General features: G+C 59.8%; 27 protein-coding genes and 1 pseudogene. 2 read left to right on the top strand and 26 right to left on the bottom strand.

Features of this window, described 5'->3' with window-relative positions; translation table 11 throughout:
- The 25 genes and pseudogenes from HU722_RS22110 to HU722_RS21995 all read right to left on the bottom strand — a co-directional run bounded on the left by HU722_RS22110 (position 1) and on the right by HU722_RS21995 (position 17,889).
- Complete coding sequence (locus tag HU722_RS22110; protein WP_186754461.1) at positions 1-2,622, bottom strand: phage tail tape measure protein; 2,622 nt, start codon at positions 2,620-2,622, stop codon at positions 1-3.
- On the bottom strand, positions 2,612-2,731 hold the full coding sequence (locus tag HU722_RS22105; protein ID WP_017477242.1) for a GpE family phage tail protein: 120 nt from the start codon (positions 2,729-2,731) through the stop codon (positions 2,612-2,614). The genes HU722_RS22110 and HU722_RS22105 overlap by 11 nt, the downstream gene beginning before the upstream one ends.
- Positions 2,732-2,739: 8 nt before the next feature.
- On the bottom strand, positions 2,740-3,075 hold the full coding sequence (locus HU722_RS22100; RefSeq protein ID WP_186754463.1) for a phage tail assembly protein: 336 nt from the start codon (positions 3,073-3,075) through the stop codon (positions 2,740-2,742).
- Positions 3,076-3,122: 47 nt separating this feature from the next.
- Positions 3,123-3,638 carry a phage major tail tube protein gene (locus HU722_RS22095; RefSeq protein WP_186754465.1) on the bottom strand — a complete coding sequence of 172 codons (516 nt, stop codon included), beginning with the start codon at positions 3,636-3,638 and terminating at the stop codon, positions 3,123-3,125.
- 57 nt (positions 3,639-3,695) lie between these two features.
- Positions 3,696-4,871: a phage tail sheath protein gene (locus HU722_RS22090; protein ID WP_186754467.1), complete on the bottom strand. Its 1,176-nt coding sequence runs from the start codon at positions 4,869-4,871 to the stop codon at positions 3,696-3,698.
- A gap of 120 nt (positions 4,872-4,991) precedes the next feature.
- Positions 4,992-5,354 (bottom strand): phage tail assembly chaperone, encoded by a 363-nt coding sequence (locus HU722_RS22085; protein ID WP_186754469.1) that lies wholly within the window; start codon positions 5,352-5,354, stop codon positions 4,992-4,994.
- Complete coding sequence (locus HU722_RS22080) at positions 5,351-7,795, bottom strand: phage tail-collar fiber domain-containing protein (protein ID WP_186754471.1); 2,445 nt, start codon at positions 7,793-7,795, stop codon at positions 5,351-5,353. The genes HU722_RS22085 and HU722_RS22080 overlap by 4 nt, the downstream gene beginning before the upstream one ends.
- Positions 7,792-8,409, bottom strand: a complete 618-nt coding sequence (locus HU722_RS22075; RefSeq protein ID WP_186754473.1) for a phage tail protein I — start codon at positions 8,407-8,409, stop codon at positions 7,792-7,794. The genes HU722_RS22080 and HU722_RS22075 overlap by 4 nt, the downstream gene beginning before the upstream one ends.
- A complete protein-coding gene (locus HU722_RS22070) occupies positions 8,409-9,320 on the bottom strand; it encodes a baseplate J/gp47 family protein (RefSeq protein WP_186754475.1) in 912 nt (303 codons plus the stop codon). The genes HU722_RS22075 and HU722_RS22070 overlap by 1 nt, the downstream gene beginning before the upstream one ends.
- Positions 9,317-9,661, bottom strand: a complete 345-nt coding sequence (locus HU722_RS22065) for a GPW/gp25 family protein (RefSeq protein ID WP_154845354.1) — start codon at positions 9,659-9,661, stop codon at positions 9,317-9,319. The genes HU722_RS22070 and HU722_RS22065 overlap by 4 nt, the downstream gene beginning before the upstream one ends.
- On the bottom strand, positions 9,658-10,230 hold the full coding sequence (locus HU722_RS22060; protein ID WP_186754477.1) for a phage baseplate assembly protein V: 573 nt from the start codon (positions 10,228-10,230) through the stop codon (positions 9,658-9,660). Before HU722_RS22060 ends, HU722_RS22065 begins: the two co-directional genes overlap by 4 nt.
- Before the next feature lie 114 nt (positions 10,231-10,344).
- Entirely contained in the window at positions 10,345-11,298 is a 954-nt protein-coding gene (locus HU722_RS22055; protein ID WP_186754479.1) for a hypothetical protein, read from the bottom strand.
- Positions 11,299-11,341: 43 nt separating this feature from the next.
- Positions 11,342-11,800, bottom strand: a complete 459-nt coding sequence (locus HU722_RS22050) for a phage virion morphogenesis protein (RefSeq protein WP_186754481.1) — start codon at positions 11,798-11,800, stop codon at positions 11,342-11,344.
- Positions 11,790-12,272 carry a phage tail protein gene (locus HU722_RS22045; RefSeq protein WP_186754483.1) on the bottom strand — a complete coding sequence of 161 codons (483 nt, stop codon included), beginning with the start codon at positions 12,270-12,272 and terminating at the stop codon, positions 11,790-11,792. Before HU722_RS22045 ends, HU722_RS22050 begins: the two co-directional genes overlap by 11 nt.
- A complete protein-coding gene (gene lysC / locus HU722_RS22040) occupies positions 12,269-12,481 on the bottom strand; it encodes an Rz1-like lysis system protein LysC (RefSeq protein WP_218490445.1) in 213 nt (70 codons plus the stop codon). Before lysC ends, HU722_RS22045 begins: the two co-directional genes overlap by 4 nt.
- A pseudogene (locus HU722_RS28925) lies at positions 12,447-12,761 on the bottom strand (Rz-like lysis system protein LysB); the annotation flags it as partial. The pseudogene HU722_RS28925 and the gene lysC, both read right to left, overlap by 35 nt.
- Before the next feature lie 47 nt (positions 12,762-12,808).
- Entirely contained in the window at positions 12,809-13,012 is a 204-nt protein-coding gene (locus HU722_RS22035; protein WP_154845348.1) for a hypothetical protein, read from the bottom strand.
- A complete protein-coding gene (locus HU722_RS22030) occupies positions 13,009-13,854 on the bottom strand; it encodes an N-acetylmuramidase domain-containing protein (RefSeq protein ID WP_186754487.1) in 846 nt (281 codons plus the stop codon). The genes HU722_RS22035 and HU722_RS22030 overlap by 4 nt, the downstream gene beginning before the upstream one ends.
- The gene (locus HU722_RS22025) at positions 13,851-14,129 is read right to left on the bottom strand and encodes a phage holin family protein (protein ID WP_046035110.1); all 279 of its coding nucleotides are present in this window, start codon (positions 14,127-14,129) and stop codon (positions 13,851-13,853) included. The genes HU722_RS22030 and HU722_RS22025 overlap by 4 nt, the downstream gene beginning before the upstream one ends.
- Before the next feature lies 1 nt (position 14,130).
- Entirely contained in the window at positions 14,131-14,484 is a 354-nt protein-coding gene (locus HU722_RS22020) for a putative holin (RefSeq protein WP_122748500.1), read from the bottom strand.
- A gap of 27 nt (positions 14,485-14,511) precedes the next feature.
- On the bottom strand, positions 14,512-14,724 hold the full coding sequence (locus HU722_RS22015) for a tail protein X (RefSeq protein ID WP_046035108.1): 213 nt from the start codon (positions 14,722-14,724) through the stop codon (positions 14,512-14,514).
- On the bottom strand, positions 14,724-15,185 hold the full coding sequence (locus HU722_RS22010) for a head completion/stabilization protein (RefSeq protein WP_186754488.1): 462 nt from the start codon (positions 15,183-15,185) through the stop codon (positions 14,724-14,726). The genes HU722_RS22015 and HU722_RS22010 overlap by 1 nt, the downstream gene beginning before the upstream one ends.
- Before the next feature lie 104 nt (positions 15,186-15,289).
- Positions 15,290-15,991, bottom strand: coding sequence for a phage terminase small subunit (locus HU722_RS22005; RefSeq protein ID WP_186754489.1), 702 nt, complete (start codon positions 15,989-15,991; stop codon positions 15,290-15,292).
- 4 nt (positions 15,992-15,995) lie between these two features.
- Positions 15,996-17,018 (bottom strand): phage major capsid protein, P2 family, encoded by a 1,023-nt coding sequence (locus tag HU722_RS22000; RefSeq protein ID WP_186754490.1) that lies wholly within the window; start codon positions 17,016-17,018, stop codon positions 15,996-15,998.
- 40 nt (positions 17,019-17,058) lie between these two features.
- Positions 17,059-17,889: a GPO family capsid scaffolding protein gene (locus HU722_RS21995; RefSeq protein WP_186754491.1), complete on the bottom strand. Its 831-nt coding sequence runs from the start codon at positions 17,887-17,889 to the stop codon at positions 17,059-17,061.
- 155 nt (positions 17,890-18,044) lie between these two features.
- On the opposite strand from HU722_RS21995, the gene HU722_RS21990 reads away from it, so the two are divergent.
- Complete coding sequence (locus HU722_RS21990) at positions 18,045-19,802, top strand: terminase ATPase subunit family protein (protein WP_046035102.1); 1,758 nt, start codon at positions 18,045-18,047, stop codon at positions 19,800-19,802.
- On the top strand, positions 19,802-20,851 hold the full coding sequence (locus tag HU722_RS21985; protein ID WP_186754492.1) for a phage portal protein: 1,050 nt from the start codon (positions 19,802-19,804) through the stop codon (positions 20,849-20,851). The genes HU722_RS21990 and HU722_RS21985 overlap by 1 nt, the downstream gene beginning before the upstream one ends.
- A gap of 15 nt (positions 20,852-20,866) precedes the next feature.
- On the opposite strand, the gene HU722_RS21980 is transcribed toward HU722_RS21985, so the two are convergent.
- A complete protein-coding gene (locus HU722_RS21980; protein ID WP_186754494.1) occupies positions 20,867-21,256 on the bottom strand; it encodes a hypothetical protein in 390 nt (129 codons plus the stop codon).
- Positions 21,257-21,456 lie beyond the last annotated feature (200 nt).

The following is a 21,456-nucleotide window of genomic DNA, read 5'->3' as shown; positions in this document are numbered from 1 at the left end:
TTATTCCAGATCGGAGAGTTTGCTGCGCTGACGCGCTTTCTTTTCGTTTTCGATGCGGGCAATCAAGGCGCGCAGTGTCTTCTCAAGGCTTTGCATGTCCGTGCCGGGGCCTACCGGGAAGTTAAATTCGTAGGTGTCGTGGCTGTCGTAAACCACTTCCGGCGGAGCGGCGCTGATCGGCGCCTTGGTGTCCACGGAAAACGCGGGCATAGCGGTTGCCCCCAGCGCCAGGGTGCCCGCCGCCGTCATCTGCTTGCCCATTGTGGTCAGGGCGTCTAGCGGCCCTTTTTGCCCACCTTCCAGGCCCTGCGTCAGACCGGCCATGGTGAACCCGCCCAGCTCCGCGAACACGCGCGAAGGGCTGTGGATGCCGAGCTTTTCCTTGAACCATCCAATGCTGGAGTCGCCGATCGAGCTGATGGCATTTTTGACCGCGCCGAGCCCAGCCGTAAGTCCGTTGACCAAGCCGTTGACGATCATTCCGCCGAACTCAGTAAACCGGCTGGGCAGCTCAATGCCCAGGTAGCTCAGCACTCCGGCAAATGCCTGGTACAGCAGGCCGAGCGGGCTGAAGTTGACCAAAGTGGTGATGATTCCGCCAATTCCGCCGTCGAAACCCGCTTTGATTTCTGTCCAGGCATTGGCGAAGTAGTTCTTCACCGCGTCCCAGTTCTTGTAGATCAGGTAGGCACCACCCGCCAATGCGGCGACAACGGCGGCAATGACCAGGACAAGCGGGTTGGCCGATAGGCCCCATAACGCGATGCCGACGGTGCGAAGCGCAGTCACAAGCGGGCCGATCAGAATCCCGCCCAGCGTTCGCAGCACTGTGCCGAACACCTTGAAAATACCGATCACGCCGGGCAGGCGTAGGCCGAACATAGCCAGGCCGAACCGCAGGAACAGGAACGGTCCCAGGATACCGGCGAGTGTTAAGGCGAGCCCGCCGAAAGCAGCTGACAACACCACTACACTGGCTACGATCTTCAATAGGGTCGCGGTCAACGCGGGGTTGGCTTTGACCCATCCATTCACCTTATCCAGCACGCCGCCGATGGCGTCCATGACGTCGACCATCGTGGCCCGAACCGATTCACCCGCGCCGCTTTTGGTGTTGAACAACTTGTTTTGCAGCACCTGCCAGCGACCTTCGATCGCGTCGGCGCGGATATCCATTTCGCGCTGCATAGAGCCGTTGGCGGCTGCGTCATTGACCAGGTCGAGCTGGCGTTTAAGCTCGTCCAGGTTGTTGACCAGCTTGCCAGCGTCCTTGCCGAACTCTTTACCGAAAATCCGCGTCGACACCTCTGTCTGCTGCTCAGGCGACAGTTTCTTGATGCGGTTCAGGACACCCATCAACGTGCCCATAGCGTCCTTGCTCATGCCGCTTTGGACGGCTTTTGAGTCAAGGCCAACCATGGCCATGCCTTCCTGAAACTTCTTGCTCTGCATGGTGGCGATGGACAGTTCGCGAACCATAGCCCTGGAAGCGCTCGCGGCCACTTCTGGTGCAGAGCCGAGGGACAGAAAGGTACTGCCCAGCGCCGCCGCCTTGCGGTAGTCGAGCTTGTCGGCCACGTCGCTCATGCGGGTCAGGGTTTCAATGATGTCGCCGCCTTTGGAGCGGGTGTTGTCGTCCAGGTAGTTGAGCGCGTCACCCAGTGCGGAGATGTTCTTGATCGGCACCTTGTACAGGCCGGCGATACGGCCCATGTCCTCACCGACCTGTTCCGCCGGCAGGTCGAAGGCCACAGCAGCGGTGGCCGACACCTTCGCCATGGTCAGTAGGTTTTCCTTACCCTGGATACCGGCCCGTGCCTGAGCTTCTACCAGGGCGGCGAACTCGGTGGTGGCGATGGGCATTTCGTTACTGGCCGCTTTGATCGCGTCAGCAAACTCGTAGTAGGTCGCGGTGAGCTTGCCGTTGTTGTCCCGTGCTCCGTCGACCTGCTTGGCGACACCCATCATGGCGCTTTCGAAATCGACGTATTCCTTCACCACTCCGATGATCGGGCGGCTGGCGGCGTACGCCACGCCCAGGCTCGAGCCGCCGGCCACCGCCGCGTTGCCCGCAAACTGTTTACCCTTGTCGTAGGCGCCACGGGTCTCTGCCATGCGCTTCTGGCGGGCGCTCAGGGCCGTGAGGCGTTTGGTTTGTTCGCTGATACTGGCGTTGGCAGCGCTCATCTGCCCGCGCAGTTGGCGTTCGTGGGTGCCCAGGTTTTTGGTGCTGATGCCGGCGTCGTAGAGTTTCGACCGCAGGCCCTGCAACTGCACGCTTTGTTGCTGGTGCTGCTGCTTGAGCTTGGTGGCTTCGCGTACCGCCGCCTGAAACTCTCGTGTCATGGCCCTGGTCGGCGCGCCGGTTGCGGCAAATTGCTGACTGAGGGCTTTTACTTTTTCGCGGGCGGCAGTGAGGGCTGCACTGGTCATTTCAGACGCGGCGCGTTGAGTTCGCCAGGCGCTGACGTCTTTCTGCTGGGTGTTGAGTTCCTTCAGGCGGTCGCGGGCAGCCTTGAGCGCACGGGCGGTCTCCAGGCTGCCATTGTTGATTTGCTTCAACGGGCGGGTGGCTTTGTCGATGGCGTCCAGCACCACCCGTAGCCGCAGATCATTTGCCATCGGTGGAACTCCGCACCCTGGCACGTTCGCGCCAGTCCATCAGCTCTTGCAGGCCCAATTGATCCATGTCAGCCGGTGCCCAGTGAAAAACCACGGCTAGGTCGGCCATGGCCTCTTCTACGCAACGAGGGATGCATCCGTCTTCGCCGATTTCTGTAGCAAAAAACCGGTGATTTTCGTGCTGAGCGCGACCAGGTCCGCCGGGTCCATCGACGTGACTTCGATGGCAGTCAGGGAAGGGGTGCTGATGCGCGGCACCACCTTGATCAAACTGTTGACGTCCATCTGCAGCAGATCTGCCAGGCTGACGCCGCGCAGCTCGCCCGAGTTAGGTTTGCGCAAGGTGATGCTGTCGATACTGGTGGTGCCACGGCGGATCGGCGTGTCGAGGATGACCGTGTTGTCGTTGGCCAGTGGTTGCACGTCGGGTTGTTCGGTAGCTGCGGTTTTCATGGGTAAAGCTCCTGATAAGGGGGACGGTTAGCGATCGATGCCGGCGATCAAAGGCCGATGGCGCTGCGCTGTTTCTCAAGCATGTCGACGCCGCCGACCTTCTCGATGAAATTCAGCAGGTCGATTTCGATGATGTCTTCGTTGTCGACGGTCAGCTTGTAGTAGCTGCAGGTGGTGGTGATGGAGTGCTCGGTGTCTTCACCAGGTGTGGCGTCACCCATTTCAATGGTTTCGTGACGGCCGCGAACGGTCACCTCTACGGCGCTGATTTCACCGGTGTCGTCCTGCTGGAAGGCACCCGCGAAGCGCAGAGCAACACCCGCTGCGTTGACGGCGCCGAATTGCTTGAGCACGATCAGATCCAGGCCACCCAGCTTCCATTCCAGCTGGATACCGTCGTCGGACATGCCCAAGTCAGCCTTGACCGGGCCATTCATGCCGGCGGCGCGCCAGGCTTCCATCTTGCGGCCCAGAGAGGGCAGGGTGACGGTTTTGACTTTGCCTTGGTAGCTGCCGCCGTCGTTGAACAGGTTCATGTTTTTCAGTTTGTAAGGCATGGCCATGGCGGGAATCTCCGGGGTTATGGCACAGGGTTAACTCCCCTTGCGGGGAGGCCCGGTTTAAGCGTTGACGGCGGCGGCGAACTGCATCAGGTAGCGGTCGGTGATGCGCTGACGCAAGGTGAGGTCTTCCAGGGGCGGCACGGGGGTGTAGTCGTAATCCAGGGTCAGCTTGCCTGCCTTGAGGGTGTCCTTGTCGTTGATGTCTTCCGGGTACCAGCAGCTGCCGCCGATCAGGTAGCCCTGGTTGATCAGTTCGCGGAATTTGGCGTTGATCCCGTTGATGATGTCTTTGACCAGGGAGGCGTGCATGGGCTTGTCCATGGCCCACATGTGCGCCTCGGCCATGGTGTCGGCGATGATCTGCGCGGTGCGGGTGTAATTTTCGAACGCGAACAGCGGGTCGTCGCTGCACGTGCGGCTACCCCAGAAGCGGAAGCCACCCTCGTTGATCAGGGTGGTGACCTCGTTGCTGTTGAGGTAGTTGGCGTCGGTGGCCGGGTTTTGCAGGTCCCAGAACACATCGGCGCTGATGCCGGTCACGCCGTTGACCGCGACGTTGGAGATGGTCTTGTGCCAGCCGATGTCTTTGTCGATCAGCGCCCGCAAGCCCAGCGCACGGGCTACTGCCGGCGCGGTGACGGTCGCGTTGGTGACCGTGTCCCAGTTCTGGAACTCCGGCCAGATCACCATGACTTCACGGGCGCCGAAGTTTTCGCGGTAGGCCACCACCTCTTCCTTGGTTTTGCAGTCCCACGCACTGACGTAGGCGAAGGCACGCAGGTCTTTGGCGATCGATACCAATGCGGTGGCCACCGGCTGACTGTCGAGGCCTGGCACACCGAGAATGCGCGGCGTCATGCCTACTCGGGCCTTGGCGGCGAGCAGGGCTTTCATGCCGGTGTATTTGCCGTCGGCGGTGGTGGTGCCGATCAGGGCGGTGGTGGTGGCTGATGAATCTGCGCCTTCCTTGACCCGCACCACGATGGTGTAGGGCTTGGTCTGGTCCGCGATGGCCTGCAGGCTCTTCGCCAGGGTGCCCTTGACGCCGGCTTTAGCGATTGCGGTTTGCACATTGGTCAGCAGGACAGGGGTGTCCAGCGGGAAAGCGAGCGGGTCTGCATCTTCAGCCGTACATACCAGGCCGATGACTGCGGTTGCAATGGTGCGAATGGGGCGGGTGCCGTCGTTGAGTTCGAGAACCCGCACGCCGTGGAGATAGTCTGAACCGGCCATGGGTGGTTGCCTGCGCTGTGATGGAATGACAGTGCACAGGCTGCCGCGCGCGCGCCGGAAGGGCGAGAGGCAAGCGTTGTAGGTGGCAACGCTACAAGGCGCGCCACCCATCAACGATAATTATCGGATCTGTGTTTCGATCCAGTCTGGAGCAATAGGGCGGTGGTCGCTGTTCGGAAAGTCCGGCGATTGCGGCCAGTCCCGCAGGGCCTGCATGTAAACCAACAGTGACGTAAATTGCTCTTGCGTCAGCGTGGTCGGATGTTCAATTTCGAGCTGATCCCTATGGCGCTCACGCAACCACAAAGCCGACGAAAGCGCACTATCTCGCCAAACTCGCTCTTGCAGTGCGGCCTCCTCGGCCCCCGACAACAGCGGGACATTGTCGAGCGGGAATTGGCTCCAGTATTCGCCAGGCCCAACATCGTCAGGGCCGCTCACAGCACGAAACGCCGGCCTATCAACACAAATTGCAAAGCTCATAAGTTGTCCTCCCAGCCCCTGCAACCCAGTATACCGGCGGTCAAGTTGCTGGCGAAATTCAAGCTCCGTCCAACGCTGTCCAATGTGATGACAGCACTAGAAAATTGGTTTGCTTCGTTAGTGATGCTCAAGACAATACCCACCAGAAGACTCCCCGCACGCCCCACCTGCACCGTTCCGCCGGACGATGATTGCGTACTGATGAAAATCTCAATGGCCGACGCCGTTGGCGGGACGAAGGGATCAATTGAAACGCTTACCCCTGTTCCGCTAATCGTCCCCTGAACGCCCTGAGCCATCGCAATGTTACTGGCTCCGTTGGTCCCAGCCCTTGGACTCATTGTCACCCTGCCACCGGTCTGATCGAAACACAGGGGGTACTTGTTCGCCGTAGCATCGGTAACAAATGCGTTAACTCGCTTGGCGATGTAACCAGCAGGCAACAGAGGCTCATAAACAAATCGCAGCAGTGCCCCGGCACCGGTAGTGATCGCCGGAACGCTGGCAGTGATTTGGGTTGGCGAGTCGACCGACTTGATGAATGCCCCAGGTGGGAAGCTAGCCCCGGAAAACTGCATGCCTGGGCGCATAGACGCCGTACTGGCAATACCAGGAATGACGGCAGAGCCCGCTGTGGTGTTGCCTGTAACAATCGGAATAAGCGCCGCGATACCCGCCGTCACTTCACCATTTGTCGCCACCCAAGTGCTGTACCAGCTCGACGCCGCGAGAACTCCAGCATCCAACCCGCCAAGCCCTAAAGTTCCGAGGTTGACGATCAGATCCAGAAACTCAACCACCCGCGCCGATACACCGCCCCCTATGGTCAAACTGCGCGCCCTGATCGCAATCAGTGCGTTTGTGCCAGTTGCCGAGACATAAAGCCCCTTGTAGCCGGACAGCGTCATTTTTCTGAGGGCGCGCACCTCAGTCTCAAGCGCGGCAACATCAATATTTCCCTGATTGATTGGCGCGTTCCAGGCCTTGATACACCACATCACCGCCAAGTTTCGCGGACGGGTCTCCGAGCCAACACGGGGCACTCCGTTTACTCCATCCGTGACGAATGCCCCAGTAAGATTTCGAGGACGAACTCCTGGGGTTCCCGTCCCCAATGGCGGACCGGATGCGGGCGCTCCAGCACCACCATTGTCGTTACCCCATGTATCGCCACTCAGCGCTCGCATGGTCTCCAAACGGAACCCCTGAATCCCGTCAAGCTGATAGCTGCCGAGCGAACGCCCTGCATCCACACCGCGTCCATGATCCCAGCCCCTCAGGAACTCAGCGCGTGACTCTGGCAGGCGGAAATTTCCAGCACCCTCGTCACCCTTGTTGAATGCCCCGCCCAGAAACGTGGCCAGGTCCGGATAAGCCGCCGCACTTTTCACGCTACCGTCCAGCTCTAGAAAGCCCGGCGCCACCTTATCCACGGGAAAACCGATCATCGAACCTACAGGCAACGCCGAGGCCTGGGCGATCATCGCCGCGATTTCATCCTTGGTGTATGTGTCGGTGATTCCGTGACCCGCCAGTGTGGTAGGGGTGGTACCGGCAATCACCCGGCCGTACTTGTCGACCGTCACCTTGGTGTATGCGCCCGCGCTGACACCCGTGCGTCCAGCGACCATTTCGAAGGCCAGCGCAGTGGTGCCCAGGACAATCGGCGCATCCGTCACCAGCTGCCACACGCTATCGCCGTTGACCGTGCCCTTTTCGACACTGACAAACAGCCCAGGCGTCACTTCGACGCTGGTGTCAGCATCCAGCGCACGTTTCCAGGCGCCCGCTGCGGGGAGAACGTAGATACCGTTTTCCTTGGCTTGAGCCTGATCCTTCACCAGGACACGGGCACCGGCCGGCAACAGCTCGCCGTCGATGGTCTGGATACCGCTCAGCGTGATATTTGCCGTAGTTGCCGCCAGCACTGAGTGCTTGTAGTCCAGCTTTGATAGCGCCTCAACAATGACCGTGTCGACGTATTCGCGAGTCGCCAAGACAACGCTGGGGTCGATCTTCAGCTCAATGTTCGCCGTGCTGCTGACGATCAGGTTGATTCGAATCACCTGCGTCCGGCCAGAGCCCTGGTTGAGCAGCGGCTTGAACGTGGGCGCGCAGTTGGCGACCGCGACCATATCGCCGTCCGCGTCGTACAGCGCAAGCTCCCGCACCCACCAGCCGCCGACGCTCTCGGGGATAATCTGCTCGGCAATGATCACGCTGGCATTGGCCGGGTCAACCTTCACTTGGTTCAACGGTGCACGTCGGCGCTCGTTGATCAGTTTGGTTTGGGTGCGGCTGGGGATAGGGTCGGTGCCGTTGGCATCACCCACGGCCATCTGGGCGAACGTCCAGGATGTGCCGAGCGCTGCGGCGTTCGCCTGCTTTGCTTCACCGACGGCGGTGAGGATCGCGAAGAACTGGCTGTTTTGGTCGGTCATGAGTAGATGTCCATCGTGTCGATATGGTGTTCGCGGCCACCGATGCGGTACAAGCCGCTGACGTCGATATCGCGCTGGGTCGGTGGGTAAACGCTGAGTTCGTCGCCTTCGTACACGCAGGCCCCAATGAACACGGTGCCGGTGCTTTCCAGGCTGATGGCCAGGCCGGTCAGTGGGCGGGTGAGCGGCTTGGCGTCATCAATCAGCCAGGTAAGCTCCTGGTACATTTCTTCGGTGATGCCGGTGTCCAGCACTCCGACCTTCAACGCAAAGGTGCCGGGCACGCCTTCCGGTACGGTCTGCCACCATTCCACCACCTCAATCAGGTAGCCCAGGGGCTCGACCACTCGGCGCAGGGAACCGATGGTGCCTTTGTGCGCGTGGATGTAGCGGGATGATCGGATGGCGGCTCGCTTGGTAGCTTCGGTCCAGTTGCTGTCCCAGCGGTCGACGGAGAAGGCCCAGGCCAGGTAGGGCAGTGCCACGACCGGGCAGGTGTTTGGGTTGCAGAGCGTTCTCAGCGGGATCGGTACGCGCTGAATGTGCGCGAGGGCCTGAGCAGCCTGGCGCTCAAGCGACGTGGAGTTGTTCGGCAGTAGCTGCTGGGCGCCCATTATTCAACGCCCCGCATGATGGCCACACCGGTGCAGTAGGGCGCCTGTTCTTTGGTGGCGACGATATCGACCCAGTCTTCCAGCTCAACTTTGCGAACCCCTTCGACGAACAACGCGGCGTGCAGCGCTGATTCCGACACCTCCATTGCGAGGCGTCGACGTTGGTGGACGTATGCCAGCAGGCGCTGTTCGGCTGCCGCAAGGATTGGCTCTGACTCGGGGCCGCTAGTCAGCAGGTAGAGCTTGGCTTTAACCGCGTAACGGATGATCTCCGCGCCCTGGACGGTGAGGCGGTCGGCAACGGGCCGGCGGTCATCGTCGCTCAGGTGTTTTTTGACGACGTTGACCAGGTCGGCAGACGCGCTGCCGTCGCCTAGCAGCGCCTGCACGGTAACAACCGCCACGGCGGGTGATGGGCTTTCGGCCGTGGCATCGGCAACACGGCCGTCAGCGCCTCGGGCGTGGAATATGTAGCTCTGGCGCGGGCCGGCGGTGCTCAAACCCTCCCAGGCCATTTGCGCCCGTTCGCGCAAGCTGTCGTCGCTTTCCATAATCCGCGCGAGGGGCGGGGTCGCCATGGGCTTGGCTTCCTGAACCACCAGGCGCCGTACGTTGAAATTGCCAGCCAGTTGATCCAGGTCGGGGCCTTTGGCAAAGGCCAGCAGGTTCGCCATGGACGCCTCATTCACTCTCTGACGCCAGATGGTTTCGCGGTAGGCGTTCTCCTGCAGCAGCTTTGCCAGGGGTTCCGATTCCATGTCGAGGCGCGCTGCAATCTGCTCCTGTTCCTCGATCGGCCACAGGCTGATCATGTAAGCCTTGCGCTCGGCCAGGATCAATTCGAAGTCGATCTGCTCGACGATCTGCGGCGCCGGGAGCTGGCTGAGGTCAATCGCGGCAAAGGAATTCATACGCTTCCCCCCAGTTGCAGTGGCAGGCTCAGGCTAAAGGGTTCATTGGTGTCGACGACGGAGCCCTCCAGATCGAGCACGGACTGCCCTTGCAGGTTGGCGCCGAGGAACTGCACGCGACTTAGGCTGATACGGGTCTCCCAACGCATCAACGCCATGACTGAGCCCGCGTAAACGCGTAGGCGGGTGGCGTCGTTGAAGGGATGGTCCACCAGCTCGGGCAGCAGGCTGCCGTATTCGCGGCGCATCACGCGCGTGCCGATGCGGGTGGTGAGAATGTCCGTGATGCTCTGGCCGATGTGGTCCAGATCGCTGATGGTTGCGCCGGTTTCTCGGTTCATTCTGCTTTCCCCGTCTTCGCGTTGCCCACCAGCACGCCGCCGTGCAGGTGCTTGACCAGGCTGATGGTGGCCGCGACCACGTCTTCGGAGACGGTCACCAGGCCGACCACGTTCTGGTTGCCGGTTTGGTTGTAATCGCCCTGGTGATTGATGGGGCCGATGATGTTGATCCCGCCCTTGCTCACCAGGCTGGTGGTACCGCTTCCGGGCAGGGTGGCGTTCAAGTGATGGGCGACGCTGTCGTACTCAATCACCGCGCCGTCGGCGTAGGTGCGCCGATGCAGGCCGGGGCGATTAGCGTTGGCAGGGATGTGGTCGCTGAATAGGCCGGTTACGACGATGCCGTTTGCGAGCTGGCCGGATGGGCTGAGCAGGATTACTTGCTCACCCACGGTGGGCGGGTCCCACTCTTGGTCAGCTCCAGCGCGCAGGGCGAGCCATGGCAGCCAAGCGGTGTCCAGTGTTCCGGTTTTTACCTGCACTCGCGGGGGCTCCATCTGCACGGCGGCGATGACGCCAAAGCGGATGAGGTTTTCGAGCATGCGGGAGAGGGCGGCGAAGTCGTTCATGGCGCCGATGGTGGCGTTGCGCGTGCGAGAGTGCAGCTTTGTCAGGTTGTATTAGCGAGGAATACAACCCGACAGATTGATCATCTCAAATTGTTGATTCTCTTGAGAGCTTCCTCAGTAAACGATCTTCGACTCCCAATCGCAGTATGAGCAAGTACCGTCTCCAAAAGGATCTAAATCATCACCGCAGGTTTGGCATGTGTGTTTTCTAGGAGTTTCTAAGCAAGCCGCACACTTGTCGTCTGAGGGGATGTACGTCAATCGTTCACAGCTTGGACACTCTAGTAATGGGTCAGATATTTTGAAACGCGCAGCTTGATACAGCTCTGTTGCAAAATATTCAGATAATGTAAATTCGACGTGCTCTTCGTAAGCTGTAACGAACTCGCATTTTGTGCAGCATATAGAAATTTCAAATATATTAGCTTCCGGGTTGTCAGCTTTAACCAGTGGTGACCCGCAGTCCATACATGCCATTTCTGGTATGGCATCGATAAGGTCTTTGGCAGGCCACTGAACCTTCATTAGGTTTGCTTGGCAATCTTTCAACTCTTCGGTAAAAAAGGCGTCTTGGTCAACTAAGTAGTTCCAATATTCTTTGCCGAGTAGCTCTTGTGGACTCAGCCCCAAGTGTCTCGGTACGAATTGCTGGATTAAGTAAAAAGATGAGGCCATAGCTTCAATTATTCGGCTGGTTGGGTGCTTTGAATAGTAATGCTCGATTTCATTTCGAATGTTTCGAAGTGTTTTTAATCGATTCCATTCGACACCATCTACGCCAAGAGAAGTTAGGCGTTCGACAATTTCATCAACGTCGACGGTTTTGTTACCTTTACCCTTCCAATATACTTCGCCTTTTTCGTCGATATTGGGAAGTATTTTTGATCTCAGGAGTACCTCGTCAGTGCCTTCTGGGCTAAGTTCTTGAAGTTTTACTTTGAATAAAAGAATCAGGCCGGCAGTAAGGTTTCTAATTGCGGAAAGGACCTTTGCTTCTGAAGTTTGAGCCTCAATGTAGTCGTCTATTCCAAGCTGTATCGATAAAACAGCATTGTTTAAAATGGACATTTTTCTTCCTTGGCTGCCTTGCTTGTTTTCGAGGCACTTTACGTCACTTCACCAATCCCCTCAATAACTCGTCGCGGATCAAATCTAGATCTGCTTCGGTGAGGCCCAAGACCTCACGCTGTTCATAACGCACATCGGGAGCACCACGCTCAGCACGATCCTTCAAACCGTACTGGTGAACCCTGGCAATCCGGGCGATACGCCCGGTGAAACCAACGGTAATGGCGTTACTGTCACCACGAACCTTCAGGTATGACGCTGTCCGCAGTTTTTTGAACATCGCCAGCTTGCGCCGAACGCGACCTTGCTTCCCACGAAGGTTTCGTTGTTTGCGTGGAGCAAACTTGGTCCCGTCAGGGTTTTCCTGCGCCATCACGCGCTTCTGCTGACTGCGGCGCAGCTCCTGGCCAATGTTCCGAGCCAGTTTGCTGCGCTCCGTCGGTTCCAGCCGATCCAGCAGCACTGCCGCCCAGGTCTCTAGGGCTTCCAGGTTATTCGCCATTGGGCACTTTCCACTCACTGGTATTGCCTTGGGCTCCAGGCTTCCAGTTCGGATCGAGGTAACCCGCTACGTACTGCGGCTCGTTCGGATGCTTCACGGTGGTGTTGCCCTGGTCATCCTCTCCGACGACAACCCGCTCTGTCAGTTGCAGGGTAATGCTGAGGTCCACCTTGTTCTTGTCCAGGATGTCGGCTTCGAACTGGATGCCGTCTTTGACCTTTTCGAGGTTTTCCAGCAGCTCGGACTGATTGACACTCAGCCAACCCAGGATCGGCAGAATCACGCTGTCGGGGTGACCGGCGAACTCGGTGAGGATGATCTGCAGGTCAAAGCTGTATTCAAAGGACAGCGTGTGGGCAGCAGTGCAGCGGACCTTACCGTTGTCGATGAAAATCAACAGGCGGTCAGGGTTGTGTTTGATCTCGGCGACGGTGGCCAGGAGGTGGGCGCGTAGGCTTTCCGGCTTATTCATGGGTTGGCCTGCTGGTGTTTGTAGACCATGTCGACCTGCGCCGCGCAGTCAGCCCAGGCAGCTTCGGCGCGGTCTTCGTCGGTCAAAAGGTCACCGTTGTTGATGGGGCTTGTCGCCGGCAGCTGGCACGGCACCACGGCCGGACAGCCAGTCACGATAAGCGGCGGCGCCGGTGAGGGCGGGGCGCTCGCGCAGCCGGCGAGCAGCATCAGGCAAAAGCTGAGTAGCCCAGTCGCGTAGTTCGTCGTTTTCAAGTTTTAGCTCCTCTATTGTTCGCTCGCGTTTGGCCAGGCTCTGGCGCAGCTGGTCCTGCTGGCCGCGCAGGGTGCTCTGTGCGTCGCGTTCCTGTTTCAGGGTATCGGCGAGGGCATTGGCGGTTTTCAGGTTGCGGTCGGCGTCGTCGCGGGCGGACTTGGCCGCATCTTGTGCCTGTTCGGTTTTGCCTTCAGCGACGTCGATGCGTGTTTCTTGGACCCAGATCAGCAGCACCAGAGCGCCGAGCAGGGCGAGGCCATATAGGGCCTGGCGCAGCGTGCTCACGCGCGGTACCAGCCGAGCTTGTTCATGTCGGCGGTATCGAGCTGTTTGATCGGGCCGCGCACGATTACGGCCCGTGCGCCGTTCATGATCTGGATGGCTTCGGCCAACAACTCCATATCGCTTTGTTCGGTCGACTCCGGTACCACCAGCAGGTCACCGTCACTTACCCGCAGCTTTTGCAGCGCTTTGAAGTCGATCATGCCGCGACTCCTTTGCCACACTCGCAGGCCGCGTGCCGCTCGTAGGCGCGCTGGAGCTTGGTGTCGTAGAGGTTCCGCAAATAATCTGGCCCGTTGTAGAGCCTGGCGAACTCGGCCCATTTGCGGCCCTTCAGCGCCTTGTGCAGCACCGGGTCGGTTTCGATGAAGCGGGTGAAGGCGTCGAGCTGCTGCGATTCGCCGGCAGTCATTGCCGCGACGAAGGCCTGCACGCTGGAGTAGCCGAGGCGCTTCCAATGAAAGCCCATGATCTGGAACGCTCCCCAGGAAGCCGACTCCAGTGCGGCTGTGTCGTCGATCAGGCGGGCCATGGCCAGGCGCTGGTGTTCGGAGGTACCGCCGATGTATCCGCCGGGCTTCGGGTTGACCAGGGCAGGGTTGGCGGTGGCGAGCTGGTCCGCGTGACGCTTGAGTTCGGCCGCGTCATCGCCGGAATGTCGTGCCGTGGCGAGCTGGCGGTACATGATGTGCCGTTCGAACAGGATCACCGGCTTGCCGTTGTCGAGGAACCCTTTGCCCTTGGATTCCACCTCATTGACCGCGTAGATGCTCGCCAACGGCACGTCGAGGCGTTCGGCAGCGGTCACCAGGTCGTTGTTGCGCAGCAGTTGGGCACAGTCGCCGCCCGCTAGGCTGGTTTGGGTCTTGGTACCGGCGACGCCGTCGGCGACCAGTCCGACTTTGACCTGGTAGGCGCGGACGGCAGCTTCGGTGGTGTCGCCGTAGTGTCCATCCGGCACCAGGTTGGCGCCCTGCTTATTGAGGTTCTTTTGCAGCATCAGCACCGCTTGCGAGCGGTCGCCATGGCGAAGGGTGGTAGTCATGCGCTGGGCCTCAACAGGGCGGCGACGTTGCCGCGTGAACGGAATATAAGGATGCAGAGCAGCACGATGGCAGCGGCCTGCCCGAGGCTGGTCGGCTGTCGCTCCAGCAGGATCTCCAGACCGCAGATGCACAACGTGGCGCCAAACAGGCTTGCCAGCAGCGAGATGCTGCGCCGGTACCTCGCATCGCCTCGGGTGTAGCAGGCCAGGCGCAGGGCACTCAGCAGGTAGGCGATCGCCGCGATCAACTGCACGGCCAGTTCGATGTTTGGCATGTCAGGTGCCCCCTCTGATACGACGCCATATGTCCCAGATGTCCGCTTTTTCCACCCACACCATCAGCTTGATGCTGATCGGGATGACCACCAGGGCACAGAGAAATGCACTGCCGCCGCTGGTGATAAACGGAATTGCCTGTAAGGCCATGGGCGCAAACAGGTAACCCACGCCAGCCGACAGGAATAGTGAGCCCAGCCGCTGCCAGACTTTGAGGTCGCGCTTGGTACTAGTAACCAGCCAGGCGCCGAGGATGGCGCCAAATAGCGCCCCATCGTCGATAACGGGCGTTACGGTGGACAGGCCCAAACCAATGAGCAGGCCAGTCACAACGCTGGAAGTCGGATCAGCCATGGTGTGGTTTTCCTTGGATGCAGGGGGTCAGTTCCATAGCTGCACCATCTGCCGCTGGGGCGCGCTGGTTTGGGCTTCGGGCATGTTGACGACAAGGCCTTGCGGCAGGATCGGGCCGTGTTCAGCCAGGCCGGGGTTGGCTTCCAGCACGGCCTCGGTGACGCCGGCGGTGCGGCCGTAGAATCGCCAGCAGAGGGCGTCGACGGTGTCGTTTTGATTGGTGCGGATGGCGACGGGCATCAGATCAGCTCCACGGTGGTGCGGCTGATCCCGAGGAAGTCACGGACGGCCCAGCGCAGGTCGCGGCGATAGTCGTCGATGGTTGGGGTGGTTTCTTCGGCTTTGTCGCTGCCGGTGTTGGTCGCGCTGTAGTCGCGGTACCGCTCGCAGACTTCGGCGCCGGTACCGGCCTCGATCGCACGACGGTACAGGTGGGCCTGGACCGACACGTCGTTGATCTTGTCATCGGGTACGTCATCCAGAGTTGCGTAGCCGGCAGCCATTTGCGCCGTTTTCCACGACTTCAACTCACGGTTGATATTGATGGCTGCGGCGACTACGGCAGTTTCCAGGCGGGCTGGCGTGACGCTGTTGTCGATGCGCAGTGTTGCCCGCAACTGCTCAAGATCAATTGAGGGCCAGAACGGGTCGGTGTTGATATGGCCGCCGCTGATTGGGCCGCTGGCTACAAATGCGCTCATGAAACGGCACTCAAAAATAGATCGCCGGTGGTCGGGGCTTCACGTTCAGGAGGAGCGGCCTGGCCGATCCGCCCCGAGCCGGCGGGGTGCGTGGGGACGCTCGGTTAGCTGCTGGGAGCAGCGTGTTTTTTCAGGAGGCGTTCGGCGCCGTCCAAATCCTTCTTGCCACCGCAGCTGTCGTGCAGCTCGATGGCGCGCTTGAGCAGGTCGATACCGGCTTGAATCTGTCCCGGCTGGCCGGGTTCCTCAGCCGTGATGCCATGCACCGTGGCACGGCCCGTTGCCAGGTAGAGCTTGGCGCGGGCCTGGTCAGGCATGTCCTCTCCGTCGGTCAGCTCAATGGTGCGATGCAAGATGCTCAGGTCGAAAGTGCCGTTGGTTTTTTGCGCCTTCAGTGCTGCGGTGGCGATTTCTTCCGCGACCAGGCAGCCGGTGGTGCGCTCGAAACGATCGGGCATGATCAGTTTGTGCTTGAGTACGTAGTCGGCGATGTCCAGCGCACCGGCGTATTCACCGGCGTCAATCCGCCAAACCATGATGGTGGTCAGAACGTCATCCTGGGCGCCGTTGCCGCCTGCGAGCACGCCCTCGACATAAGGGACGTACTGAGGCAACAGCTGCGGCTTGAGCGCTTCCTTGGCGGCGGTGGACTGAATCGCCTTCAGGCGTAGCCGGTCCTGAAGCAGCTGATTCAACTGATGCTCGTACGCTGTGGCACCGGCCATTGATTGCTGCGGTGCCGTTTTGGCTGCCTCCATGGCCGCGCGAGCGCGGCGCTGGTGAGCTTGAGCGATGCTGAGTGCCATGGGATTAACCCTCGCCGCCGGCGTCTTCGACTGGGGTGATGTTTTCCAGCAGGCAGCCCAGGCCGTATTCCTCGACCACATAGGCCTCGTTCGACGATTCGAAGTTGCTGACGCGGTTCCACTCCGGCTCTTCCTTGAGGTAGCGCCGCCGCCCGCCGATCTGCCAGTACACCGACAGGTTGGCGAAGGTGGTGATGAGGATCGTGCCTTCGGGGATGTACGGCACCTCGTACAGCGGCAAACCACCGACGCGGCGTTGCGAGATGATCAGGTCGCTCGCCAGGGTGTTGGTCGCGTCCTGGTCTTTGTTGACCAGGGCCAGGAACTTGTCGTGGACCAGCTCGCGGCCGGTCAGCACCACCAAACCAGGGTTGCGGCGGTACCAAGGGTCGAGCAACTGGATGGCGTCGTAGACCAGGGCGTCGATGTTCTTGAAGTCGCCGGCTTTGCCAATGGTGATCTTGCCGGCGACGGCACCTTCCTTCAGCACACGGTCGGGTGCGTGGGTGCGGTACTGCTGGAGCCACCCGATGTTGACGTCTTCCAGCAGTGGGTGCGCAGTGCGGTCGGTCTGCTCGGCAGCCGAAGTGCCGTAGAAGCCGATCTGGATACGGTCGAGCGCCTGACGTTGGGCGATGGCGCTGGACAGGCGGGTTTGGAAGTCCGGGAACTTGGCCCAGGCGTCGAGCTGTTTGTAACTGACGAAGGTATCGAAGTCGGTCTGCTCGGCCTTGTACTTATCGCTCGACAGAGTGCCGATGCTGCGCGGCTCACGTTTTTTGACGTTGGTGTTGGTACGGCTGGCAACGGTGCCGCCCACGCCCAGTCCGACCTTTTCGCCTTCCTGTTCATCAACGCCGATGACGTTAACCTTGGTCAGGAACTCGCTCGACTCCTGAATCTTGGTTTCCAGGCGCTGCTGGATGGTTGGGTCGACGCTGAATGTGGCTGTGGCCGTTTCAACGCCGTTGAGCAGTGCGACCTGGCTGAGGTAGCCGGTGAAGAGTTTTCGAGTGTCGTTACGCATGGGTGTCTCCGATAGTGGGCTGGGCGGTGTAGGCCGCAGGTCAGAACTCAGCCAGGGCTTGTTTGCCGCCGCCGGTTACCGGTGGGCGCTGGGGTTGGGAGTGGTCTTGGGTTTTGCCAAGGGTGGTTTTCAGCTCGACCAGGTCTTTGCTGAGCTGCTCAACCTTGGTATTCAGTTCGCCGGAGAATTTCTTCTCGGCAGCCAGCCGATCGGGCAGATCCTTGACGTGATCGGCAATCGCTTCGACGGCCTGGCCGATTTGCGCGAACTCGGCGTCGTCCTTCGCCTGTTTGCCGCCGAGCAGTGCCTGCACCTTGCTGAAGAGCTGGGCGCCGAGGCTGGGTTTGTCCTCGATTTCCTCAAACTGCAACTCGGTTTCCACCGCCTCGGTGAACATCGACGTCGCGGAATAATGACGGTCTTTGAATGGGCTGGATTCTGGCTTCTGCGCGGAGAAAGACAGTACATCAGTGCCCAGGCTGGCCGGGGAGTCGGTCACCGCCAGGCCGACGATGTAGGCCTCGCCGGTGTCCGAGAAGCTGTCGTCGATTTCGATCGAGGTGTAAATCTTCTGCTTGGCCTTGTTCATGGCGATCAAATCGGGCGTCGGCTCGACCTGGGCGAACAGGGCCAGCTTCTTCTGGCCGTTGATTTCCACCTCTTCGGTCTTGACCGCGAGCACGTCACCGTAGGCCTTGAAAGGGCTGTCGGGCAGCAGGCTGCGGAAGTGCTCCAGCCAGATGCGAGCACCATAGGTGGCTGGATTGAAGTTCTTCGCCGCCTGTTCCAGCCAGCTGCGTTTGATGGTGCGCTTGTCAGAGGTAGCGCCCTCGACGGCGACGCGGAACCAATTACTGCGGAATTTCTTCATGCCGGGAATCCTCAATGCGTTGGGCGCTAAGTGCGTTGCAATGAGGGGCATGGTCGTGACGCGCGCGAGTTGCGGCAACGGGACGGGATTGTAGAGAGCGGGACTACAAGGGGCGGCGCTACTGACTCGCAGGCGCGGGCGGCAGCATCGCGGCCATGACTACGACTGAACTGCTCCCAATCGATCCCCGACGCCAATCCAAGTTCCTGTATTGGATGGGTTGGCGTATCTGCGAGATTGCCGAGGCTACGGGCGAAAAGGAAAAAACGCTACACAGCTGGAAGGCCCGCGACGAGTGGGACCGGGCGGATAACGTCGAGCGCATCGGTGGGGCGCTGGAAGCGCGTCTGGTGCAGTTGATCCTCAAGGAAGGCAAGAGCGGCGGGGACTTCAAAGAGATCGACCTGCTGCACCGGCAGTTGGAGCGACAGGCTCGCATCCAGCGCTTCCAGGGTGGCGGTACCGAAACCGAACTCAACCCAAACCTCGCAAAACGCAACGAAGGCCCGAAGAAAAAGACCCCGAAAAACGACATCAGCGAAGACCAGATCGAGCTGCTGCGCGAAGCGTTTATCGATGGGTGTTTCGACTACCAGAAAGACTGGCACCGGGCGGGCAATCAGCGCACCCGCGTCATCCTCAAAAGCCGGCAGATCGGCGCCACTTACTACTTCGCCCGTGAGGCGTTTATTGATGCGCTGGAAACCGGGCGAAATCAGATTTTCTTGTCGGCGTCGAAGAATCAGGCCTACCTGTTCCGAGGGTACATCCAGGCGTTTGCCCGCGAGGTCATCGGCGTCGAGCTGACCGGTGATCCCATCGTGCTGCCGAACGGCGCGGAACTGTTTTTTCTCGGTACCAACGCGCGCACGGCTCAGGGCTACCACGGCAATTTCTACTTCGACGAATTCTTCTGGACGTTCAAGTTTGAGGAGCTGAACAAGGTTGCATCGGGTATGGCGATGCACAAGAAGTGGCGCAAAACCTACTTCTCGACGCCGTCGACCATGGCCCATGAGGCCTACACCTTCTGGACGGGCGAGCGCTTCAACAAGGGCAAGCCGGCGGCGCAACACACCAAAGTCGACGTATCCCACGGAGCGCTCCAGCAGGGTAGGTTCTGCGAAGACCGGTTGTGGCGACAGATCGTCACCATTCTCGACGCGGAGCAGGGCGGTTGCGACCTGTTCGACATTGAAGAACTGCGGCGGGAGTACAGCCCGGAAGCGTTTGCCAACCTGCTCATGTGCGAATTTGTCGATGACGGCGCGAGCATCTTCCCGCTGACGGTGTTGCAGCCGTGCATGGTCGACAGCTGGGTTGAGTGGGCCGAGGACTACAAGCCGTTTGCCATGCGGCCGTTCGGCGACCGCCAGGTGTGGGTGGGCTATGACCCAGCGGAAACCGGCGATTGCTCTGGCCTGGTGGTGGTCGCGCCGCCGCTGGTGCCAGGTGGCAAGTTTCGGGTGTTGGAGCGGCACCAATTCCGAGGCATGGACTTCGCGGCGCAGGCCAGCGTGATCAAAGCCGTCTGCGACCGCTACTGGGTGACGTACATCGGAATCGATGTCACCGGTCTGGGCAGCGGCGTGGCGCAGCTGGTGCGCCAATTCTTCCCCAATGTCACCACGTTCAGCTACTCGCCCGAGGTCAAGACCCGTCTGGTGCTCAAGGCCTACGACGTCATCCACCGGGGCCGGCTGGAGTTCGACGCCGGTTGGACAGACATGGCGCAGTCGCTGATGGCGATCCGCAAAACCATCACTGCGGGCGGTCGCCAATTCACCTACACCGCTGGCCGCAACGATAACACCGGCCACGCCGACCTGGCATGGGCGCTCTTTCACGCATTGCACAACGAACCGCTGGAGGGGCAGACCACTGCCAACACCGGGCGGATGGAGATTTTTTGATGTCGAACCGCCGCAGAAATACCAAGCAAGTGGCTCAGGCTTCCTCGGTTGCAACGCAGGAATTTATTCCGCGCAGTGACAGCAAGATGGAGGCATTCAGCTTTGGCGATCCTTCACCGGTGCTGAGTGGTCGGGAGGTGTTTGATTATCTGGAATGCTGGTTTAACGGGCGTTGGTACGAGCCGCCGCTGTCGCTGGATGGCCTGGCGCGGTCGGTGGGTTCCAGTGTGCATCTGCATTCGGGTCTGATGTTCAAGCGCAACCTGCTGAGCAAGACCTTTATCCCGCATCGGTTGCTGTCGCGCGCGGCGTTCGAACAGTTCGCCCTGGACTTCCTGTGTTTGGGAAACGGCTACCTGGAAGGGCGGCGCTCATTGCTCGGGCCGGTGCGTGAGCTAGTACCGACGCTGGCGAAATACATGCGCTCCGGTAAGGATGGCCGGCAGTTCATGGTCCAAGGCTGGAAAGAAGAGCACGAGTTTGAGCCTGGTACCGTGTTCCATCTGCGGGAAGCTGATCTGCATCAGGAGGTGTACGGCCTGCCCGAGTGGATCAGCGCCTTGCAGTCGGCGCTGCTGAATGAATCGGCCACGCTGTTTCGACGCAAGTACTACGAGAACGGCAGCCATGCCGGCTTCATCCTCTACATGACCGACGCCGCGCAGAACGAATCGGACGTCGACTCACTGCGCAAAGCGCTGAAGGACTCCAAGGGGCCTGGCAACTTCCGCAACCTGTTCGTGTACTCGCCGAACGGCAAAAAGGACGGGTTGCAGATCATCCCGGTAAGCGAAGTGACGGCCAAGGATGAATTCAACTCGATCAAAAACCAGACCCGCGACGACGTGTTGGCCAGCTTACGCATTCCGCCGCAGCTGATGGGTATCGTGCCGCAGAACGCGGGAGGGTTTGGGTCGATTAGGGAGGCGGCGCAGATATATGCAGCCAATGAACTGGAGCCGATTCAGGCGCGTATGGCGCAGGTGAATGACTGGCTTGGTGAAGAGGTAATGCGGTTCAAACCGTATGAGTTGGCCCCGGCGGTTTAGGCTGGGGCGCGTTGGTCAGCTGTCGAAACTGATATCGCGATTATTTATCATTCCGTGACTGGAAATGGAAATTTTGAAACGCTTGAAGAGTGTGAAAAAGTCCGTCAAGGGCATTTCAAATTTAACCCTGCGGACCTTCAGTGGTTCGCCGCTATCCACAGCAGCTTGGACATTGTCGTGGCCCTCGTACTTAGTCAAAAGCACGGTGACATCGACGTCGGTTACTTTAGGGGTGCTCATGAGTTCTGTTGCGTACGCTTCAATACCAACGAGGAACTCCCCTTCGTTTATCAACCCCTTAGCGGAGAGATACTTGGAAATATCCTTCGTGTCATGGTGATCAGCTGCCGCAGTGCCTGTGAAGTCATCGTACTGAACGTTTGCGTGAAAGTTGTCTTGCTCCATTGGTGAATCTCCCTATGTGAGTCAAATTGCATACTCAATATGCTTTTTATGTCCGTGGAGTGAATTGTTACGCCGAAAAAATTGACGTCTGAAACCGGGACTTTTAGCTCTTTGCGCGTGAAAAATACCACTTAAACTTCGTGCTTGCATGGCATTACGGCAAGCGGGAGCGGCTGCGGAAGTCAGAGGAATGGGGGGCG

The sequence above is a fragment of the Pseudomonas tritici genome (assembly GCF_014268275.3).
Classification (GTDB): Bacteria; Pseudomonadota; Gammaproteobacteria; order Pseudomonadales; family Pseudomonadaceae; genus Aquipseudomonas; species Aquipseudomonas tritici.
The sequence above is the reverse complement of the archived record's forward strand: the minus strand, read 5'-3'. Positions and strand labels throughout refer to the sequence as shown.

Coding starts and splice junctions, on each gene's coding strand:
- HU722_RS22005 (WP_186754489.1), bottom strand. CDS start 15,991: ATGGCACTCAGCATCGCTCAAGCTCACCAGCGCCGCGCTCGCGCGGCC.
- HU722_RS21980 (WP_186754494.1), bottom strand. CDS start 21,256: ATGGAGCAAGACAACTTTCACGCAAACGTTCAGTACGATGACTTCACA.
- HU722_RS22065 (WP_154845354.1), bottom strand. CDS start 9,661: ATGAACCGAGAAACCGGCGCAACCATCAGCGATCTGGACCACATCGGC.
- HU722_RS22100 (WP_186754463.1), bottom strand. CDS start 3,075: ATGAAAACCGCAGCTACCGAACAACCCGACGTGCAACCACTGGCCAAC.
- HU722_RS21990 (WP_046035102.1), top strand. CDS start 18,045: ATGACTACGACTGAACTGCTCCCAATCGATCCCCGACGCCAATCCAAG.
- HU722_RS21985 (WP_186754492.1), top strand. CDS start 19,802: ATGTCGAACCGCCGCAGAAATACCAAGCAAGTGGCTCAGGCTTCCTCG.
- HU722_RS22095 (WP_186754465.1), bottom strand. CDS start 3,638: ATGGCCATGCCTTACAAACTGAAAAACATGAACCTGTTCAACGACGGC.
- HU722_RS22110 (WP_186754461.1), bottom strand. CDS start 2,622: ATGGCAAATGATCTGCGGCTACGGGTGGTGCTGGACGCCATCGACAAA.
- HU722_RS22035 (WP_154845348.1), bottom strand. CDS start 13,012: ATGATCGACTTCAAAGCGCTGCAAAAGCTGCGGGTAAGTGACGGTGAC.
- HU722_RS22080 (WP_186754471.1), bottom strand. CDS start 7,795: ATGACCGACCAAAACAGCCAGTTCTTCGCGATCCTCACCGCCGTCGGT.
- HU722_RS22025 (WP_046035110.1), bottom strand. CDS start 14,129: ATGCCAAACATCGAACTGGCCGTGCAGTTGATCGCGGCGATCGCCTAC.
- HU722_RS22055 (WP_186754479.1), bottom strand. CDS start 11,298: ATGTCCATTTTAAACAATGCTGTTTTATCGATACAGCTTGGAATAGAC.
- HU722_RS22000 (WP_186754490.1), bottom strand. CDS start 17,018: ATGCGTAACGACACTCGAAAACTCTTCACCGGCTACCTCAGCCAGGTC.
- HU722_RS22045 (WP_186754483.1), bottom strand. CDS start 12,272: ATGAATAAGCCGGAAAGCCTACGCGCCCACCTCCTGGCCACCGTCGCC.
- lysC (WP_218490445.1), bottom strand. CDS start 12,481: ATGCTGCTCGCCGGCTGCGCGAGCGCCCCGCCCTCACCGGCGCCGCCG.
- HU722_RS22085 (WP_186754469.1), bottom strand. CDS start 5,354: ATGAGCTTTGCAATTTGTGTTGATAGGCCGGCGTTTCGTGCTGTGAGC.
- HU722_RS22070 (WP_186754475.1), bottom strand. CDS start 9,320: ATGAATTCCTTTGCCGCGATTGACCTCAGCCAGCTCCCGGCGCCGCAG.
- HU722_RS22020 (WP_122748500.1), bottom strand. CDS start 14,484: ATGGCTGATCCGACTTCCAGCGTTGTGACTGGCCTGCTCATTGGTTTG.
- HU722_RS22015 (WP_046035108.1), bottom strand. CDS start 14,724: ATGCCCGTCGCCATCCGCACCAATCAAAACGACACCGTCGACGCCCTC.
- HU722_RS22030 (WP_186754487.1), bottom strand. CDS start 13,854: ATGACTACCACCCTTCGCCATGGCGACCGCTCGCAAGCGGTGCTGATG.
- HU722_RS22105 (WP_017477242.1), bottom strand. CDS start 2,731: ATGGCCGACCTAGCCGTGGTTTTTCACTGGGCACCGGCTGACATGGAT.
- HU722_RS22060 (WP_186754477.1), bottom strand. CDS start 10,230: ATGAACGACTTCGCCGCCCTCTCCCGCATGCTCGAAAACCTCATCCGC.
- HU722_RS22010 (WP_186754488.1), bottom strand. CDS start 15,185: ATGAGCGCATTTGTAGCCAGCGGCCCAATCAGCGGCGGCCATATCAAC.
- HU722_RS22075 (WP_186754473.1), bottom strand. CDS start 8,409: ATGGGCGCCCAGCAGCTACTGCCGAACAACTCCACGTCGCTTGAGCGC.
- HU722_RS21995 (WP_186754491.1), bottom strand. CDS start 17,889: ATGAAGAAATTCCGCAGTAATTGGTTCCGCGTCGCCGTCGAGGGCGCT.
- HU722_RS22050 (WP_186754481.1), bottom strand. CDS start 11,800: ATGGCGAATAACCTGGAAGCCCTAGAGACCTGGGCGGCAGTGCTGCTG.
- HU722_RS22090 (WP_186754467.1), bottom strand. CDS start 4,871: ATGGCCGGTTCAGACTATCTCCACGGCGTGCGGGTTCTCGAACTCAAC.